This is a genomic window from Brevundimonas sp. FV1ye4L (assembly GCF_058681255.1).
Map to the genome: position 1 here is coordinate 2,667,733 of NZ_CM178734.1, position 16,202 is coordinate 2,683,934.

Sequence of the window (16,202 nt, forward strand, 5' to 3'; positions counted from 1 at the left end):
CCCCATCCGTCGCTGTCAACGGCTCACTCCCAACTGCCGCGCCGCAAGTGGGCGCGCGAAAGGCGCATACCCAGCACAGCGGGCAAATCCGAACAAGTGTTAAGGCTGTCGCGCCCCCTTCTACCGGATCACGCGCCGGATGAACGTTTCGCGTCCTTGCGGCGTTTGCCAGCGGGACCGTGGGCGGTCCATGCTGGGGATGTATGAAGCGCGACTTCGCCGATTTCTGGAATCTGCTTTGGGAGGTCGGGCTGTTGGCCTGCGCCGCCTTTGCGCTGCTGAACGCCTATGCGCCGCCCCAGGACCTGCCGTGGAAGCCGTTGGACCTCAACCAGCCCCTGGGTCGGGCGACGGCGGCCAAGGTGGCGGACTTCGACCTTCCCGCCACGGCGGCGCCGGAAGAGGTGGAGGGGGCGACAGAGGCCTGTATGCAGGTGCTGCGCGAGGCGGGCGTAGACGTCTCGCGGGCGACGGATCGCGACGACGGCGGCTTCTGCGTCGTGCGCGGGGCGGTGCGGATCACCGGCGGGGCGGTCACGCCCCTGGCCCCGGCCGATGTGGTGATGCAATGCCCGCTGGCGGTCCGCTATGTCATCTGGGATCGCCAGGTGTTGCAGCCGGCGGCGCGCGAGATACTGGGCTCGGCCCCGGCGCGGGTCGAGAATTACGGGACCTATTCCTGCCGCCGGATCTATGGATCGGAGGACGTGCAGGAGCGGCCCAGCGAACACGCCCGCGCCAACGCCCTCGATGTGGCGGGTGTGACGCTGGAGGATGGACGGACCATCAGCGTGCTTAACGACTGGCGCGGCCAGGGTCCGGCGGGCGAGCCGGGGGGGCGGTTCCTGCACGCGGTGCGCGACGGCGCTTGCCGGCTGTTTTCCACGGTTCTGACGCCGGATTACAACGCCGCCCATGAGAACCACCTGCATATCGACGGTGCCGAGCGCGGCCTGTGCCGTTAAGCTTGAATCACCCCTCAGGCGAATCGCTTTGCTGTTGACCGACTGGAAAAGCCGGGTGACAACAACAGCACAGTCCGGATTTTGCGTGGGGTCCACACCCGCGTCTCGCTCCTTCGCCTGAACGAGCTGTCCAGATGGATTGTCGGGTCACCCCGAGGGGGATCCGCCTGGAAAAGCGCGTTTACGGAGACGCAGACATGGCGACCGGTACGGTCAAGTGGTTCAACCCCACCAAGGGCTATGGATTCATCCAGCCCGACAGCGGCGGCTCTGACGTGTTCGTTCACGTCACCGCCGTTCAGAAGGCCGGCCTTCAGGGTCTCGATGAAAACGCCAAGGTCGAATACGAGCTGGAAAACCAGCGCGGCAAGACCTCGGCGATCGACCTCAAGCTCCTCTAAGCCGAACGGCCGACAAGGCTATGGAACAGGCGCGGGGGTCTCCTCCGCGCCTGTTTTAGTTTGTGATCCCGGCGTCTTCTGAGATCGCTGGGCCATCACGATGGCGCCCAGCACCAGGGCGCCGCCCAGAGCCTGGATCGGGGTCAGGGTCTCGCCGAAGATCCACCAGCCCAGCAGCCCGGCGACGACCGGCTGGATCAGGATGGTCACGGCGGTAATCGAGGCCGGCAGCTTGCCCAGGGCCCAGGCGACGCCGCCCTGGCCGAAGACGTGCATCACCCCCATGGCCACACAGGCGGCCCATCCCGCCGCGCTCGCCGGAATGATGTCCTCGCCCAGGGCCAGGCCGACGATCAGCAGCAGGGGGGCGCCCAGCAGGGTGGCCCAGAAGGTGACGCGCATGGCGCCCGCCGTGGCGCGCGCGGCCTTCACCGCCAGGAAATAGCCGGAGTACCAGACCGCCACCGACAGGGAGAAGGCGTCGCCCAGCGGCGGATTGGTCCCCTGGCCCCCATCGGCGCCCGCCGCCATGGCGAAGGCGCCGCCCATGGCCAGAACCAGGGCCAGCAGGAACAGTCGGCGCGGGGCCTCCTTCAGCACGATCCAGCCGAACAGGGTGACGACGACCGGCGTCAGGTTGCACAGGACCGTGGCGTTCGCGACCGAGGTCATGACGATGCCGTAGTGCCAGAAGCTGAGATCCAGGGCGAAGAACAGTCCCGCCAGCAGCGCCCATTTCGACGGGGCGGCGATCCCGCCCGGCTCGCGCGACGCCAGCAGCGTCAGCAAAGGCAGGGCGAAGATAAACCGCCAGAAGCCGGCCGCCGCCGGTCCCGTCTCGGTCAGGCGCACCAGGATCGGCGCCAGGCCCAGCACGCAGGCGGCGATCAGCAGGACGATCAGGGCGAAGGCGCGCGGGGAGACGAGCGACGAGACGCGTGAGGCGAGGGGAGGCATGCGGCCTCTTACGCCGCCCCGCGACCTTCCGCCACAGGGAGCCGTCTTGGCCGATGATCAGATCAGTTCGGAGACGGGGTCGATCTTGGCCCGCAGCACGACTTCCAGACCCGGCGCCTGGTTGCGATAGTCGATACGGCCCTCCAACTGGGCCACCAGACTGCCGATCATCATCGACCCGAAGCCCTTGCCGGCCTTGTGACCGCCCCTGCCGTCGTCGGCGACGACCAGTCGCAGCATGTCGCCCGACTCGCTCAGGCTGATCCGAAGCGGGCCTGGGCGGCCGTCATAGGCGTATTTCTGGGCGTTGATGATTAGCTCGGTCAGGATCAGCCCCATGGTCACGGCTCGACCCGCATCGATACAGACCGGCGCCAGGTCGGTTTCAATGGCGGCGGCCCAGTCGGCCCCCATGCTGGCGCCCAGGTCATCGACCAGTTCGCGGATATAGCGAGACATGTCGATGGTGGCGTCCTGATCGCCCCGATAAAGACGCGTATGGACGGTCGAGACGGCGCGCACGCGCCGCCGGGCCTCCTGCAGGGCCGAGCCTGCGGGACCTTCGCCCAGGTCTCGCGCCTGAAGACCCAGGAAGCTGGACACCAGGGTCAGGCTGTTCTGGACCCGGTGATTGACCTCGCGCATCAGATACTGCTGCTGCTCCAGTCTCAGATCACGTTCCGTCAGCCGCGCCTGCAGCGACTGGTTCTGGGTGCGCAACTGGTTGACCGCCGCGAAGTCAGACAGGGCGTCCCTCAGACGAGCGACGGATTCGACGGCGGCGGCGCTCCAGCGCCGGGCGCGGCCCGTGACGGTCTGGGACCAGCCCTCGAAGGAGGCGCGGGGCGTCAGGGCGCCGCCGGACGTCGACTTGACGGCGGTGGATGGATCCCCGGCCCAACGGACCGTCTCCAGGATTTCCGAGCGGAACCACAACAGAGACAGGGGCTGCTCCCCCGCCAATCGAACCGCCAGAAGGCCGCTGGCGTGGGCGCGCCAGGCCTCGGCCTCGGGCAGCAAGGCGGAAAGGGCGCTGGAGGCCACGGGGCGCAGGCCGGGTTGTTGGCACAGCCAGTTCGACAGTCGGCGTACAGCCCCCTCCGGCGGGGCGTAACCGAAACAGGCGATCTGGTCGCCGCGCACTATGGCCAGACCGTCCGCCCCGACCAGATCGGACAGTTGACCCGAATGTTCGGCCAGGGCGGCGTCCAGGTCGCGGTCGGTGGACAGGCGGACGATCAGTTCGTCCTCCAGCCGGCGCAGTCGGACGCGCTCGCGATACAGTTCGGCGTCGGCCTTCGTCTTCAGCTGGCGGGCCAGACCCCGGGCCAGGGTGGTGCAGGCGACCCTCAGCTCATAGGGCAGCAGATGCGGCGTCGTGCTGTGACAGGCGACCAGTCCCCACAGGGCGTCATCGACGATGATCGACACCGAGGCCGAGGCGCGCACCCCCATGTTCTTCAGATACTGGATGTGGATCGGCGATACGGCCCGCAGGCCGCTGTCGCTCATGTCCAGGGGTGGCTCGCCCGGCGTGACGGGGCGCAGGGGCCGGGGCGTATAGCGGCTGTCGGGAATGACACGCACCGGATTACGCAGATACAGAGCGCGGGCCTGACGGGGGATGTCGGTGGCGGGGAAATGATGGTTGAGGAAGGATCCGGCGCCGGTCGCGCGGGATTCGGCGACGACCTGGCCCGCCTCGTCGTCGAGGAAGCGATAGATCATGACCCTTTCGAAGCCCGTCAGGCTGCGAAAGGCTTCCGCTGCGCGCTCGCACACGGTCTGAACCGACGCCGCCCGCTCGAGCGCCGCGCCGGCCGCGTCGATCCTGGCGATCAGTTCGACGCCGAGCCGAGCCTGCTGCGAGCTCTGCTCGATCTCGACAATCATCCGATCCTGGCCATCGGCCCGACCCTGATCCCGCGCATAGTGGACGACCACGTCGTATTCCAGCCGATTGGCGGCGCGCCAGCGGCCGGCGAAACCCGGCTCGGTGGTCCGCGCCATATCGCTTAACCGACGGCCGACGACGTCGCCCAGCAGGACGGCCACATCCTGGTCGATCCAGGCCGACTTGCCCGTCAGTTCCTCGATGAGCCCCGCGCCCTGTTCGATGGTCAGGGTCGCGGTATTCAGGACCAGCAGCAGGCCGTGCGGCTGGATCGCCTGGGGCGCATGGATCGGCTCCCGATCGCAGTCGGTCAGGTCGATGTCGTCCTCGAGAGCGGAATCGGTCACGCCTGACGGCCTTCCGTGGGCGACGTCTTATCCGAAAGGGCGCCAATCAAGCGCTGCCGCATCCCTCCATCAGGGGAATTGTCGATTAGGGGGGATGCCATAGGCCACCACCCTAACATATTGCTGTCGCTTGTCTATTTCCGGTCGGAAGCGTACGGTTGCGGACGTTTTGTGGCGGCGTGGACCTGTGTGAGGGCCTGGCCATGGAACGGCCGCAGTCGCGTGGCGTTGGGGGCTGACTCCCCCTTCCAATTGACTGGTCCCTATATGAAACTGCGCGTCCGCGCCGAGCTCGTCTATCGTTTCGATCCGCCGACGGACGCCATCTACAAGATCCAGGTCGCCCACTGGCCGGGTCAGGATATCCTCGAGGAAACCCTGACCTTCGACCCGCCCGTCGAGTTTCACGAAGACGAGGACGTCGATTTCGGCGCCCGGACCCTGCGGTGCCACGTCGAGGGCGAAGTGACCCTGACCTATGAGGCTCTGGTCGAGAACGGCGTGCTGAAGGGCCTGCCGCCCAGCGTGTCGCAACATGACTGGGGTGAACTGCCGGCCGAGGTTCTGCCCTATCTGCAGCCCAGCCGCTATTGCCCGTCGGACCAGTTCGGTCGGTTCGTCACGCGCGAGTTCGGCGACACCTCGGGCGGGGCCCGAGTGCTGGCGATCCTGGACTGGATCACCGAGAACCTGGATTATGAGCACGGGGTGTCGGACACCGAGACCACGGCGGCGCGCACCTTCATCGACCGGGCCGGGGTGTGCCGCGACTTCACCCACCTGGGCATGACCTTCTGCCGGGCGTCGGGGATTCCGGCGCGCGCGGTGAGCGCCTTTGCACATCAGCTGAACCCGCCCGACTTTCACGCCATCTTCGAGGTCTGGCTGGACAACGGCTGGTGGCTGGTCGATGCGACGCGGCTGGCCCCGGTCGAGGGGCTGGTGCGGATCGCCTGCGGACGCGACGCGGCGGACATCGCCTTCCTGACCACTCAGGAACGGTGCCAGATGGTGCGGCAGTCGGTGACGGTGGCGCCGGCCTGAGTGTATCACCCTCTCCCATGGGAGAGAGATCAGCGTTTTTGCTCTGCCTTATAGGCCTGCAGCGCGTCGATCACGTCCATCTGGCGCAACACCTTGTTCTGCGGGTCGATCAGGATGTGGGCGCCGGCCGGGACCGCGACCTGCCCGCGACCGTCGGTCATGGCGATCGTCTGGACGCGGCCGTCGATCTCGACGTCCAACGGCATGGGGAAGGTTTCGCCGTTCCCGCTTGCCCATTCCAGTCGCAGCACGTCGCCGTCTTGCGTCTGGGTCAGCACCGGCAGGGCGGCGTTGTAGAGATAGCCGCGGAAGAACCAGCCGTAGTCCTGGCCCGTCACCTCATTGACGATCTGCAGGAAGTCCGGCGTCGAACGGTACAGGGGCTGGAAGCCGCCGGGCCGGGGATCATCCGTCCCATAGACCAGACGGGTCAGGGCCTGATGGAAGGCGTCGTCCCCGATCAGCATCCGCAGCGAATGGCTGATCAACGAGCCCTTGGAATAGATGTCGCCGCCGGGGCCGACGTCGCCCTTGTAGACCTCGTCCTCGGTCTTGGGCGTGCCTGAGACCACGGGGAATTTGTTGGCCAACCCCTCGCGCTGGTTCGCCAGCTCGCGTTGCATATAGCGGTCGCCCAGCAGCCAGCGGGCGTAGAGGGGTTGCATATAGCTGCCCAGCCCCTCGTGCAGCCACATGTCGTCGGCGTTCTGGTTGGTCAGCTGGTTGCCGAACCATTCGTGGGCGAACTCGTGCTGCAGCAGCCAGTCATAGCCCCGGCCGTCGATCTTGTAGCCGTTGCCGTAGGCGTTGATGGTCTGGTGCTCCATGCCCAGGTGCGGGGTCTCGACCACGCCCATCTTCTCGTCGCCGAAGGGGAAGGGGCCGACCGTGGCCTCGAAGAAGTCCAGCATCTTGGGGAATTCGTCGAACAGGGCCTGGACCTTCTCAGGCGCATCCGACTTCAGATGCCAGTAGTTCATCGGGATCGTGTTGCCGAACCGGCTTTGATACTGGCCGCTGACCTCCTCGTAGGGGCCGATGTTCAGGGCGATGGCGTAGGTGTTGGGGCGTTTCGCCGACCAGTTCCAGGTGGTCCAGCCGTCGCCGTGATCGACCTTGCCCAGAAACCGACCGTTGGACGGCGCCGACAGGTCGGACGGGACGGTGATGTGCAGATCGACCCGGCCGGGCTCGCCATGGGGGCTGTCGATACAGGGCCAGAAGATGTCGCAGCCCTCGCCCTGGACGGCGGTGGCGATCCAGGGCTCTCCCGAAGGCGCGGTGGACCAGACGAAGCCGCCGTCCCAGGGGGCGCGGGGCGCGACGCGGGGCTGGCCGGCATAGGCCACGCGCAGAGCGACGGACTGGCCTGCCGCTAGGGTCTGAGGCAGATCGACCGTCAGCCGCCCTTCGGGGTTGGACCAGCGGTCGGCGGCCATTGCGACGCCGTCGATCTGGACCGAGGAGATCGGCAGGAGCGTATCCAGATCCACCACCAGCCGAGCGAGGGGGGCCTTGGCGGTGAAGCCCAGCACGGCGACGGCGTCGATCGCCTTGTCCTTCGGGATGACCCGGATCGACAGATTGGCGGTGTCGAACCGCATCGCCTGCTGCTCTGCGGTCAGAGGCTGGTCCGTGGCCAGGGTGTAGGGGGTGGAATCGCGCGCCGGCGGCGGAGCGTCGCTCAGCGTCGCACAGGCCGACAGCGTCAGGGCGGCGGTCATGAAGACCAGTGTGCGGGCGACGGTCATGCGGAATCCCCTCCGGTTACGGTTCGGGATTAGCCCTGCCCCGGAAGGCGCGCAAAGAAAAAGGCCGGCGTCGCCGCCGGCCCCTTCCAGAACAGTTTCAGCTGTCGCCGATCAGGCGGCGGCTTGCTCGGCCAGCTTGGCGCGGACCTGACGCTTGATGCGCTGGGCGGCGATCGACAGCTGCTCGTCGCGGGCCTTGACGATGAAGGCGTCCAAACCGCCCTTGTAGTCGAGGGTGCGCAGCGCGGCGTTCGAGATACGCAGCGAGAAGGTCTGACCCAGGGAGTCCGAGGTGACCTTGACCGTCTTCAGCGACGGCAGGAAGCGGCGCTTGGTCTTGATGTTCGAGTGGCTCACGCTATGGCCGACCATCGGGCCGATACCGGTGAGTTCGCAACGACGCGACATCGTCAGATCCTTAAGGTGCGGCGTCCGGCCCGAAGCGTGGGAGAAGACGCATGAAACAAGTGCGCGCGGGGAACAGCCCGCGCGAGAGGGGGCCGTATAAGGGAAGAGGCGGTCGGGCGTCAAGCCGAGTCTTGGCCCTGTTTCGGTGATCGCCGCAATGGCGTCGGAACCGGGTGTCGTTCAGGCGTCATTCAAATGACGCGCGCTATGAGTCATATCATGAAGATCCAAGCTGAACAGAAGGCCGCCATGTCTCGCTCCTCCCCGATCGCTTCTCTGTCCAAACGCGCCCGGTCCCTCAAGCTGTGGGCCGTGCTGGCGCCGGTGATGGCGGGCGGCGTCATGCTGGCCGCGCCCGCGATCGCGCCCGCCCAGACGGCGCCGGCCCAGGCCGAGGTGCTGCCCGGCTATTGGGAATACACGACCAGCGCGGTCGGCCAGCGCGACACGGAGCAGAAGTGCGTTCGCCCTAGCGAGATCAATCGCTTCTTCGGCGGTCTGTCGACCAATCGCTGGCGCTGCACCTATCCCACCCGTGTGGTTGGGGACGGGCGGGCGCGGTTCGAGGGGACGTGCCAGGACAAGAAGGGCCGTCGGGTCAATGTGCGACTTTCTGGAACCTATGAGGACACCAGCTTCAGCTTCCGTGGCGGCGCCCAGCTGCTGCGCGGCACGCCCTATATTCCCGCCACCATCACCGCGCGTCGCATCAGCGCCCAATGCCCGGCCAACGCCGAATATTTCTGAGCCTCAGACCGGTTCGGCGCGGGCGACCACATAGGTATGGGTCTGGTCGCCCGTGGACAGGCTGACGTATTCGCCGGTCTCGAGAATTTCGTCGGCGAGGCGGAAGCCGTGGGCGTCGTCCGCCTCGCCGGGTTCGAAATCCAGGAACCAGCGGTCGGGCGCTGCGTGACGCAGTCGTCCGAAGGCCAGGGTCGCGCCGTGCGAGAATCGACGGACGCGGCATTTCTCGGGGGCTTCGCGCCAGGCGGCGGCGTCCAGGCGGCGGTCGGCTTTCAGCGGCGCCAGGATGTCATAGCCGGCGTCGTGGTCCCCCTCTGGGTGCTGCGGTTCGCGCGCCAGTTCCAGACGGATGTGGTGGAAGCCCAGCGGGGCGGCGGCGTCGGTCATGATCGGCTCCTTGTCGGAACACATCAGACCCTGGGCGCGGCTAATCCGCCTTGATGTCGGTCAAACCAAAAAGGCCCCGGATCGCTCCGGGGCCTTTTCGTTCGTCTGGAGCCGGGATCAGGCCGCTTCAGCGGTCGGGATCGGCTTCTTGGCGCTGAGCGACTTGGCCAGCAGCTCGACAGCCGCGTCCTTGTCGATCTTGTTGGCGGCGGCGACTTCGCGCGCCATCCGGTCCAGGGCCGATTCATAGAGCTGGCGCTCCGAATAGGACTGTTCCGGCTGGGTGTCGGCGCGGTGCAGGTCGCGAACCACTTCGGCGATGGAGATCAGGTCACCCGAGTTGATCTTGGCTTCATATTCCTGCGCGCGACGCGACCACATGGTGCGCTTGATGCGGGCGCGGCCCTTCAGGGTGGTCAGGGCCTTGGTCACGACGTCGTCGGCGGCCAGCGAACGCAGGCCGGCCGTCGCGGCCTTCTTGGTCGGAACGCGCAGGGTCATCTTTTCGTGGTCGAAGGTCACGACATAGACTTCCAGCGACATGCCCGCGACTTCCTGAGTCTCGACCGCCGCGACCTTGCCGACGCCGTGCGCCGGATAGACGACCGCGTCGCCAACCTTGAACTCCAGACCAGTCTTGCTCGTCATATTCGTCCTTTCCCGGTTCAGGGCCGGGCGAAGCGAAGGCGCGATCGACGCAAACAGGACCTCAACCGTCGGTGGGAGCCGTCGGGGAGGTCATGCTGGGCGTCAAATGCGGAAACGGATCACCAAACCTCTGGCCGATCCCGTCTATGGGCGGGATTCTGTCGCAAACACGGGCGGCGCGAAGTTTTCGCGGACCGCCCGATCCAATGAAACAGACCCTATCACAAAATGACGGATTTTCAAAACGTCCACAGGCCTGCCGAGGATTTGCGACAGTTTGACCTTGGTCGTCCGGCCGGGATCGACGCCGAAAACCGTCGCCGGCTCAGGAACCCTTGCCGGGCTTGGGGCTGAAGTATTTCTCGTACTTGCCCGTCTCGCGTTCATATTGTTCACGGTCGGCGGGGGGCGTGCCCTTGACGGTGATGTTGGGCCAGACCTTGGCGTATTCGGCGTTGACCTGAAGCCACTTGCCGTCCGGCTCGTCCTCGGTGTCGGGGACGATGGCGTCGACGGGGCATTCGGGCTCGCAGACGCCGCAGTCGATGCACTCGTCCGGGGCGATAACCAGGAAGTTTTCGCCTTCGTAGAAGCAGTCCACTGGACATACTTCCACGCAGTCCATGAACTTACATTTCACGCAGGCGTCGGTGACGATGTAGGTCATTGGGCGGCGAAAAGGGTCAGGCTGTGGGTGAGAGGCTGCGACATGGCGGCCGTGCAACCAACTGTCAACAGCGGGGCTTAAGCTGGGAGACGTTCGCAGGCGGCCTGGCGCGCCTTGACAACAGTCAGGCTAAATCGCAACTGTAGTGATTGCATATCTCAGTCCTCAACCGGAACATCACCATGCGCACCCCCTTCATGAAATACGCCCTCGCCGGCGCCCTTGCCGTCAGCCTCGCCGCCGGCGGCGCCGTGGTGGCCCAGGCCGCCTTGACCAAGAACCCGGCCGAGGTCACCGCCGGGAACTATGATCTGGAGTCCAGCCACGGCAAGATCACCTGGTCGGTCAACCATTTCGGCCTCTCGACCTACACGGGTCAGTTCGTGAACGTGAAAGCCGAGTTGAAGCTGAACCCGGCCAATCCGTCCGCCTCGACCCTGACCGCCACCATCCCGCTGACCGACGTCGCGCCGAACGATGACCGGCTGAAAGCCCATCTTCAGACCGCTGACTTCTTCGACACCGCCAACCATCCGACCGCAACCTTCGTCTCGCGCTCGGTGACGGTCGATGCGGAGGACGCCAACGAGGCGACCGTGGTCGGCGACCTGACCCTGCGCGGCGTCACCAAGCCCGTGACCATCGAGGTCGAGTTCAATGGCGCCGGCACGGTCATGGGCGCTTACAAGGCCGGCTTCGACGGCGAGGCGACCATCAAGCGTTCGGACTTCGGCATCAACTACGCCCTGCCGGCCGTTTCGGACGAGGTGAAGCTGCACATCGAAGGCGAGTTCGTCATTCAGAAATAAGGGCGTAAAGGGCGCGGGCCTCCTCAGCAGGTCCGCGCCGCTCGCCAAGCGCCTCGACGCGCAGCGCGGTGACCCGCCCGTTCTGGGCGAAGGTCAGCAGGTCGCCCGGATGAACGCAGCGGCTGGGCTTGTCCAGCCGCGCCTCACGTCCCTGATGGGTCAGGCGCACCGCGCCCCTCTCGACCAGATTGGCGGCCAGGCTCCGCGTCTTCACAAACCGGGCGCGCCAGAGCCAGACGTCGATACGGCAGGCGTTGTCGCTCAAGCTTGAGCCTTTCGACGACGCCGAGGCCGTTTGGCTCGCGTCGACGTCGGTGCAGGCGCTGTCAGGGCGGCCAGGGCTGCGAAGGGCGAGTCCTTGGGTGGCTTCGGCGCGACGCCGGGCTTGTCGGGCTGGCGGGCGCGCTCCGTCTTCAGGGCGGCGATAACCTGTTTCGCCTGATCAGCGGTCCAGCCCAGGTCGATCAGGGCGGCGTCGGACAGGCGGCCACGGTCCGCAGTATTGGCGGTGCGCAGATCAGCCATCTTTTCCAGGGTCTCGACCGGCGCCAGCCAACGGCCGGCCACGCGCAGACCGTGGGCCGAGAGCAGGCGGGGCGACGGTGGTTCGGGCGGCGCTGGGATCAGGTCGGGTGTCGCCGGGATCAGGGGGGCGTCCAGGAAGGCCTGGGCGAAATGACGGGCGCGGGGCTTTTGCAGGCCCGGCAGCCAGACGGAATGGGCGCCGACGCGGATGGCGAAGCTCTTCAGCGTGCGCCGCTCGACCTGGCTGAGGGCGGCTAGGTCGCGCTCGACATCACGCCGATCGATCAAGCCGCCAGCCTCGATCAGGCGGAAGGCGATGCCGCGCGGCAGGCCCTTCAGGGCCCCTGACTCCACCGCCTGGCGCAGACGGCGAAGATCACGCAGGGCGCGGCCCGCCTCGAACGCCAGCCAGGCCTCTATGCGGCGTTTGGCGCGCTCTCGGGCGGGCGTCGGGCCCAGTTCGCCCAGCAACCGGACGGCGGGCGCGAAGGGATCGGCCCCTGCGGGCGTGGCCTGGATCTGGGCGGTCAGGACGCCGCGCCACAGGACGGCTCCATCCGGCGTGACGGCGAAACCGTCGTCCGTCTCCGCAGCGAGCCGGCCCAGGCGGCGGTTGATCTCGGGCGTCACGGCGCGAACCGCCGCCTGGCGCAGGGTGCGGTCCTCCAGGGCTGAGGCGCCCTTCTCCATCTGGAAGCGAACGCCCTCGAGCTGACCGACCACCTGGCCCTCGACGGTCACCTCGCCGTCTTCGGCCACGCCTGCGAACGTGTCCTCGCGGACGTTCAGGGCCCGCATCAGGGCGGTGGTCCGACGATCAACGAACCGCGCGGTAAGCCGCTCGTGCAGAACGTCGGAGAGGCGGTCTTCCAGGGCGCGGGTCTTGTCACGCCAGCCCTGGGCGTCGTGAACCCAGTCGGGGCGGTTGGCGATGTAGGACAGGGTACGGACAGCCGACAGTCGCGCCGACAACTGGTCGATCTGGCCGTCGTCGCGATCCACGAAGGCGAAGCGCGGCGCCATCCAGTCGTCGGTCAGCCGGCCCCGCTTGCTGGTCAGGGCATGGAAGACGTCCTTGGCCAGTCGGGCGTGTTCATCCAGCGTCGTCTTCTGGAAGTCCGGCAACTGGCAGGCCTCCCACAGCCGCATAACGGCCCCGCGCGACCGGCCGATACGGGCCACCTCCTCGTCCTTGATCAAGCGGCGCAGCAGGGTCTCGTCCAGGGCCTCGGCGGTCAGGCTGAGGCCGCTGCGCTGCGGCGTGACGGTCAGGGAGCGCAGCAGGTCGGGCAGGGTGTCGAAGTCCAGTCTGGCGTTGCGCCATTCGGCGGCTTCGACCGGATCAAACCGGTGCTCGACCACCTGTTCCACCAGATCGTCGTCCAGGTCCTCGGCCTCGGCGGTGACGCCGAAGGTGCCATCGCGCAGGTGGCGGCCGGCGCGACCGGCGATCTGGCCGATCTCGTGGGCGTGCAGCCAGCGCGTCCGGCGACCATCAAACTTTCTCAGGCCCGCAAAGGCGACATGGTCCACATCCATGTTCAACCCCATGCCGATGGCGTCGGTGGCGACCAGGAAATCGACCTCGCCCGACTGGTACAGGGCGACCTGGGCGTTGCGGGTCCGGGGGCTGAGCGAGCCCATGACCACGGCCGCGCCACCCCTTTGACGCCGGATCAGTTCGGCGATGGCGTAGACCCGCTCGGTGCTGAAAGCCACGATGGCGCTGCGGCGGGGCAGGCGGGTCAGTTTCTTGGACCCGGCGTAGGACAGGGTGGACAGCCGATCCCGCGTCACGATCTCGACGTCCGGGACCAGGCGGCGGATCAGCGGCTCAAGCGTACCGGCGCCCAGGAACATGGTCTCGAACCGGCCGCGCGCGTGCAGCAGCCGCTGCGTGAAGACATGGCCGCGCTCGGGATCGGCGACCAGCTGAATCTCATCGACCGCCAGGAACTCGACCGACCGCTCCAGCGGCATGGCCTCGACGGTGCAGACGAAATAGTGCGGGCGCGGCGGGACAATCTTTTCCTCGCCGGTGATCAGCGCGACGGCGGCGGCGCCCCGCTGTCTCACGATCCGCTCGTAAATCTCGCGGGCCAATAGCCGCAGCGGCAGCCCGATCATGCCCGAGGCGTGACCCAGCATCCGCTCGACCGCCAGATGGGTCTTGCCGGTGTTGGTGGGCCCCAAAACCGCAGTGACGCGAGATGGGGCGAGGCCTGCGGACCGGTCGCTCATGACTCCTGCAAGGTGGCGACGATTTCCTCGCGGCTCAAGGGGCGTTTGATATGGAGTTTCAGGCCTCTGCGACGCTGAGACCCAGGCGCACCAGCATGGACAGGCTTGCGGCCTGCATCTTCTGCATGACCTTGGCCCTGAAGATTTCGACCGTGCGGGGGCTGATGTCGAGAATCAACGCAATCTCCTTGTTCGACTTGCCGTCGATCAGGGCGTCGAACACCTGGCGTTCGCGCGGTGTCAAGGTGGCCAGGCGAGCGGCGGTCTGTTCCCGCACCTCGCTTTCAACGCCGTGGCGTTCCAGCACCGACAGACAGCCTCGCACCGCCTCAAGGATACGGTTCGGATCGAAAGGCTTTTCGATGAAATCAATCACCCCGGCCTTCATCAACTGCACCGCCAGGGGGACGTCGGCATGGCCGGTAATGACGATGATGGGCCAGGTTTCGCCTCTTAGAACCCGAAGACGCTGAATCAGCTCGGTCCCCTCAATCTGAGGCATCCGCAGGTCTGTGATGACGCAGGCGGCCTTCTCGTCCGGCAGCGACTCGAGGAACAGGGCGGCGCTGGCGAATCCTCGGGCGCGGATGCCCTCTCCTCTTAGAAGCAGCAGCAGCGAGTCTCGCATGGCTTGATCATCATCCACGACGAAGACGGAATGGTCGGTCATGCGGCTTCGAGCTCCGAGACGGGGGATAGACTAAAGGAGAAGGCTGCGCCGCCCAGCGGGCTTCGGCCCACGGTCAGGACGGCGTCATGGCTTTCGACGATCGAGCGGGTGACCGACAGGCCCAGGCCCATGCCGCCGGCCTTTGTCGTCATCATTGGCTGGAAGATGCGGTCCATCTGGTCTTCGGCGATGCCGGGGCCGTTGTCTTCGATCCGAATTTCATAACCTTGGCTCGCCAGGCTGCGTCCCGTCACCGAAACGATCCCTTCGCTGTGTCCACAAACGGCGTCCACAGCGTTGCGGACCAGGTTGGCGATCGCCTGCTGAAATTGGATTCGGTCCGCCAAAACCCGATCGCGGGCTTCGTGCACATCTATGCGGATGGCCACACCGGTGTCCTGCCGGATCAGATCGAACAAGGGACGCAGGTCCTCGATCATTGACGACACCCGCTCCTCCGAAAGTTGCGGGCCGCCGGTGGCGATCAGTTCGCGCATGCGGCGAATGATGTCCCCGGCGCGCAGCAGCTGGGTCTTCGCCAGATCCAAGGCGCGGCTGGCGCTGTCGCCGATCGGACCGGCGCGGGCGATATCCGTCTGCCCCGCATGAAGATAGACGGTGGCGGCGGTGAGCGGCTGGTTCAACTCGTGCGCGAGGGTGGCCGCCATTTCGCCCATCGAATTCAGCCGCCAACTTCTGCTGAGTTGCCCCATCAGCTCCCGCATCCTGTCATTGACCGCCAGGGCCTGTCTCTGATCCGCGAGGGACAGGACGACACGCTCGGGATCGACGCTGTGGGCCAAGAGGCTGGCGTGGATGATCAGGGGAACGATTTCGCCATCCGGCCGACGCGCCATCCAGTAGCCCGCTGCAGGAGCCGTAAGCGCGTCGCCTTGCAACAAGGCGTTCAGCGTCCGTTCGCCGAAATCCGGCGCGAAGATGCTGAAGTCGCGGTTCAGCGCATTAGCCGGGGCCACGCCGAGAAGATCGGCCGCAGGGGCGGTGATGCGAAGAATGCGGCCCTCGCCGTCCAGCGTCACCACGGGAACCGACGTCAATATGCTGTGCAGAAGCGCCGTTCTGCTCGCCAGCCGGTGACAGACTTCGGCCATGACCGAGGCGATCAAGACGAACAGTAAGGTGTTGGCGACCGCTTCCGCTAGACTAAAGCGCGTCGTCACGATGAGATCGGCGGCGACCGAAAGCACAATGGCGAGGAAGGTGGCGGGGCGGTTGCCGAGCAGGGCGGTCGCCATCACCGCTCCCAGCAGCGGCGTATAATGGACGTGTTCGATATCCTGCAGCCCGACCTTAATGACTGATGCTATCGATACGCAGGCGCAAGCAAGAAAAACGCCGTTCCTCGAGGGTGTGACGGCAGGTTGCCAGCTTCGACCCCTTAAAAAGTCAGTAAAGGCGTCTGTTCGCCCCCGCATCATGTGGGATCTCGCTGCTGCGAAACCATCTCAACTGCACCGTCGCCGCTTTTCTGACGTATTTTCTATAACGGCATAGGCTCCCCTGGAAAGCAATATTGTCCTCAGGGGCGCCACTGCGGCGAATGATCCCCTCAAGGGGCACAGCCTGAGGCGGTGACTGACCCAACCCTTCGTACGCGTTCATACTTAACCGTCGGTTCAGGATTCGTAGGGGGCAGGCCCACATTGTCATTTCGCGGAATGCTGGTTTTTGAAGGCGGGGCGAGCACATGCTCGGGAGCCAGCCTGCTTTCTGGGCTTCA

The 16,202-nt window shown here is 66.3% G+C and carries 16 protein-coding genes; 5 read left to right on the top strand and 11 right to left on the bottom strand.

Features of this window, described 5'->3' with window-relative positions:
- Positions 1 to 203 precede the first annotated feature (203 nt).
- A complete protein-coding gene (locus tag ACW17X_RS12845) occupies positions 204 to 965 on the top strand; it encodes an extensin-like domain-containing protein (RefSeq protein WP_492097941.1) in 762 nt (253 codons plus the stop codon).
- Positions 966 to 1,162: 197 nt separating this feature from the next.
- On the top strand, positions 1,163 to 1,366 hold the full coding sequence (locus tag ACW17X_RS12850) for a cold-shock protein (RefSeq protein WP_008264090.1): 204 nt from the start codon (positions 1,163 to 1,165) through the stop codon (positions 1,364 to 1,366).
- 18 nt (positions 1,367 to 1,384) lie between these two features.
- Here ACW17X_RS12850 and ACW17X_RS12855 read toward each other — a convergent pair whose 3' ends face one another.
- Both ACW17X_RS12855 and ACW17X_RS12860 read right to left on the bottom strand, forming a co-directional pair.
- A complete protein-coding gene (locus tag ACW17X_RS12855; protein WP_492097943.1) occupies positions 1,385 to 2,323 on the bottom strand; it encodes a DMT family transporter in 939 nt (312 codons plus the stop codon).
- 57 nt (positions 2,324 to 2,380) lie between these two features.
- Complete coding sequence (locus tag ACW17X_RS12860) at positions 2,381 to 4,564, bottom strand: histidine kinase dimerization/phosphoacceptor domain -containing protein (RefSeq protein WP_492097945.1); 2,184 nt, start codon at positions 4,562 to 4,564, stop codon at positions 2,381 to 2,383.
- A 267-nt stretch (positions 4,565 to 4,831) separates the two neighbouring features.
- Between ACW17X_RS12860 and ACW17X_RS12865 the strand changes: the two genes are divergently transcribed.
- A complete protein-coding gene (locus ACW17X_RS12865) occupies positions 4,832 to 5,608 on the top strand; it encodes a transglutaminase-like domain-containing protein (protein ID WP_271165156.1) in 777 nt (258 codons plus the stop codon).
- A 29-nt stretch (positions 5,609 to 5,637) separates the two neighbouring features.
- Here the strand turns inward: ACW17X_RS12865 and ACW17X_RS12870 are convergent, their stop codons facing one another.
- Together ACW17X_RS12870 and rpmB are read right to left on the bottom strand one after the other, a co-directional pair.
- The gene (locus ACW17X_RS12870) at positions 5,638 to 7,359 is read right to left on the bottom strand and encodes a M1 family metallopeptidase (RefSeq protein WP_492097947.1); all 1,722 of its coding nucleotides are present in this window, start codon (positions 7,357 to 7,359) and stop codon (positions 5,638 to 5,640) included.
- A 111-nt stretch (positions 7,360 to 7,470) separates the two neighbouring features.
- On the bottom strand, positions 7,471 to 7,767 hold the full coding sequence (rpmB, locus tag ACW17X_RS12875) for a 50S ribosomal protein L28 (RefSeq protein ID WP_292123861.1): 297 nt from the start codon (positions 7,765 to 7,767) through the stop codon (positions 7,471 to 7,473).
- Positions 7,768 to 7,986: 219 nt separating this feature from the next.
- Here rpmB and ACW17X_RS12880 point away from each other — a divergent pair, with 219 nt between their 5' ends.
- Positions 7,987 to 8,514, top strand: a complete 528-nt coding sequence (locus ACW17X_RS12880) for a DUF3617 domain-containing protein (protein ID WP_492097949.1) — start codon at positions 7,987 to 7,989, stop codon at positions 8,512 to 8,514.
- A gap of 3 nt (positions 8,515 to 8,517) precedes the next feature.
- Here the strand turns inward: ACW17X_RS12880 and ACW17X_RS12885 are convergent, their stop codons facing one another.
- From ACW17X_RS12885 to fdxA, 3 genes are all read right to left on the bottom strand, one after another.
- On the bottom strand, positions 8,518 to 8,901 hold the full coding sequence (locus tag ACW17X_RS12885; protein WP_492097951.1) for a hypothetical protein: 384 nt from the start codon (positions 8,899 to 8,901) through the stop codon (positions 8,518 to 8,520).
- Positions 8,902 to 9,018: 117 nt separating this feature from the next.
- The gene (locus ACW17X_RS12890) at positions 9,019 to 9,549 is read right to left on the bottom strand and encodes a CarD family transcriptional regulator (protein WP_008260268.1); all 531 of its coding nucleotides are present in this window, start codon (positions 9,547 to 9,549) and stop codon (positions 9,019 to 9,021) included.
- 325 nt (positions 9,550 to 9,874) lie between these two features.
- Entirely contained in the window at positions 9,875 to 10,216 is a 342-nt protein-coding gene (gene fdxA, locus ACW17X_RS12895; RefSeq protein ID WP_017505910.1) for a ferredoxin FdxA, read from the bottom strand.
- Between the two features lie 182 nt (positions 10,217 to 10,398).
- Between fdxA and ACW17X_RS12900 the strand changes: the two genes are divergently transcribed.
- A complete protein-coding gene (locus tag ACW17X_RS12900) occupies positions 10,399 to 11,025 on the top strand; it encodes a YceI family protein (RefSeq protein ID WP_492097953.1) in 627 nt (208 codons plus the stop codon).
- Here ACW17X_RS12900 and ACW17X_RS12905 read toward each other — a convergent pair.
- Genes ACW17X_RS12905 through ACW17X_RS12920 form a run of 4 tightly spaced genes read right to left on the bottom strand, consistent with a single transcriptional unit; the run spans position 11,012 to position 15,900 of the window.
- Entirely contained in the window at positions 11,012 to 11,290 is a 279-nt protein-coding gene (locus ACW17X_RS12905; RefSeq protein WP_492097954.1) for an RNA-binding S4 domain-containing protein, read from the bottom strand. The two genes, ACW17X_RS12900 and ACW17X_RS12905, sit on opposite strands and share 14 nt — an antisense overlap.
- Positions 11,287 to 13,791, bottom strand: a complete 2,505-nt coding sequence (locus tag ACW17X_RS12910; protein WP_492097956.1) for a helicase-related protein — start codon at positions 13,789 to 13,791, stop codon at positions 11,287 to 11,289. Before ACW17X_RS12910 ends, ACW17X_RS12905 begins: the two co-directional genes overlap by 4 nt.
- A 58-nt stretch (positions 13,792 to 13,849) precedes the next feature.
- Positions 13,850 to 14,461, bottom strand: a complete 612-nt coding sequence (gene fixJ, locus ACW17X_RS12915; protein WP_492097958.1) for a response regulator FixJ — start codon at positions 14,459 to 14,461, stop codon at positions 13,850 to 13,852.
- Positions 14,458 to 15,900 carry a sensor histidine kinase gene (locus ACW17X_RS12920; protein ID WP_492097960.1) on the bottom strand — a complete coding sequence of 481 codons (1,443 nt, stop codon included), beginning with the start codon at positions 15,898 to 15,900 and terminating at the stop codon, positions 14,458 to 14,460. The genes fixJ and ACW17X_RS12920 overlap by 4 nt, the downstream gene beginning before the upstream one ends.
- Between the last annotated feature and the right edge of the window lie 302 nt (positions 15,901 to 16,202).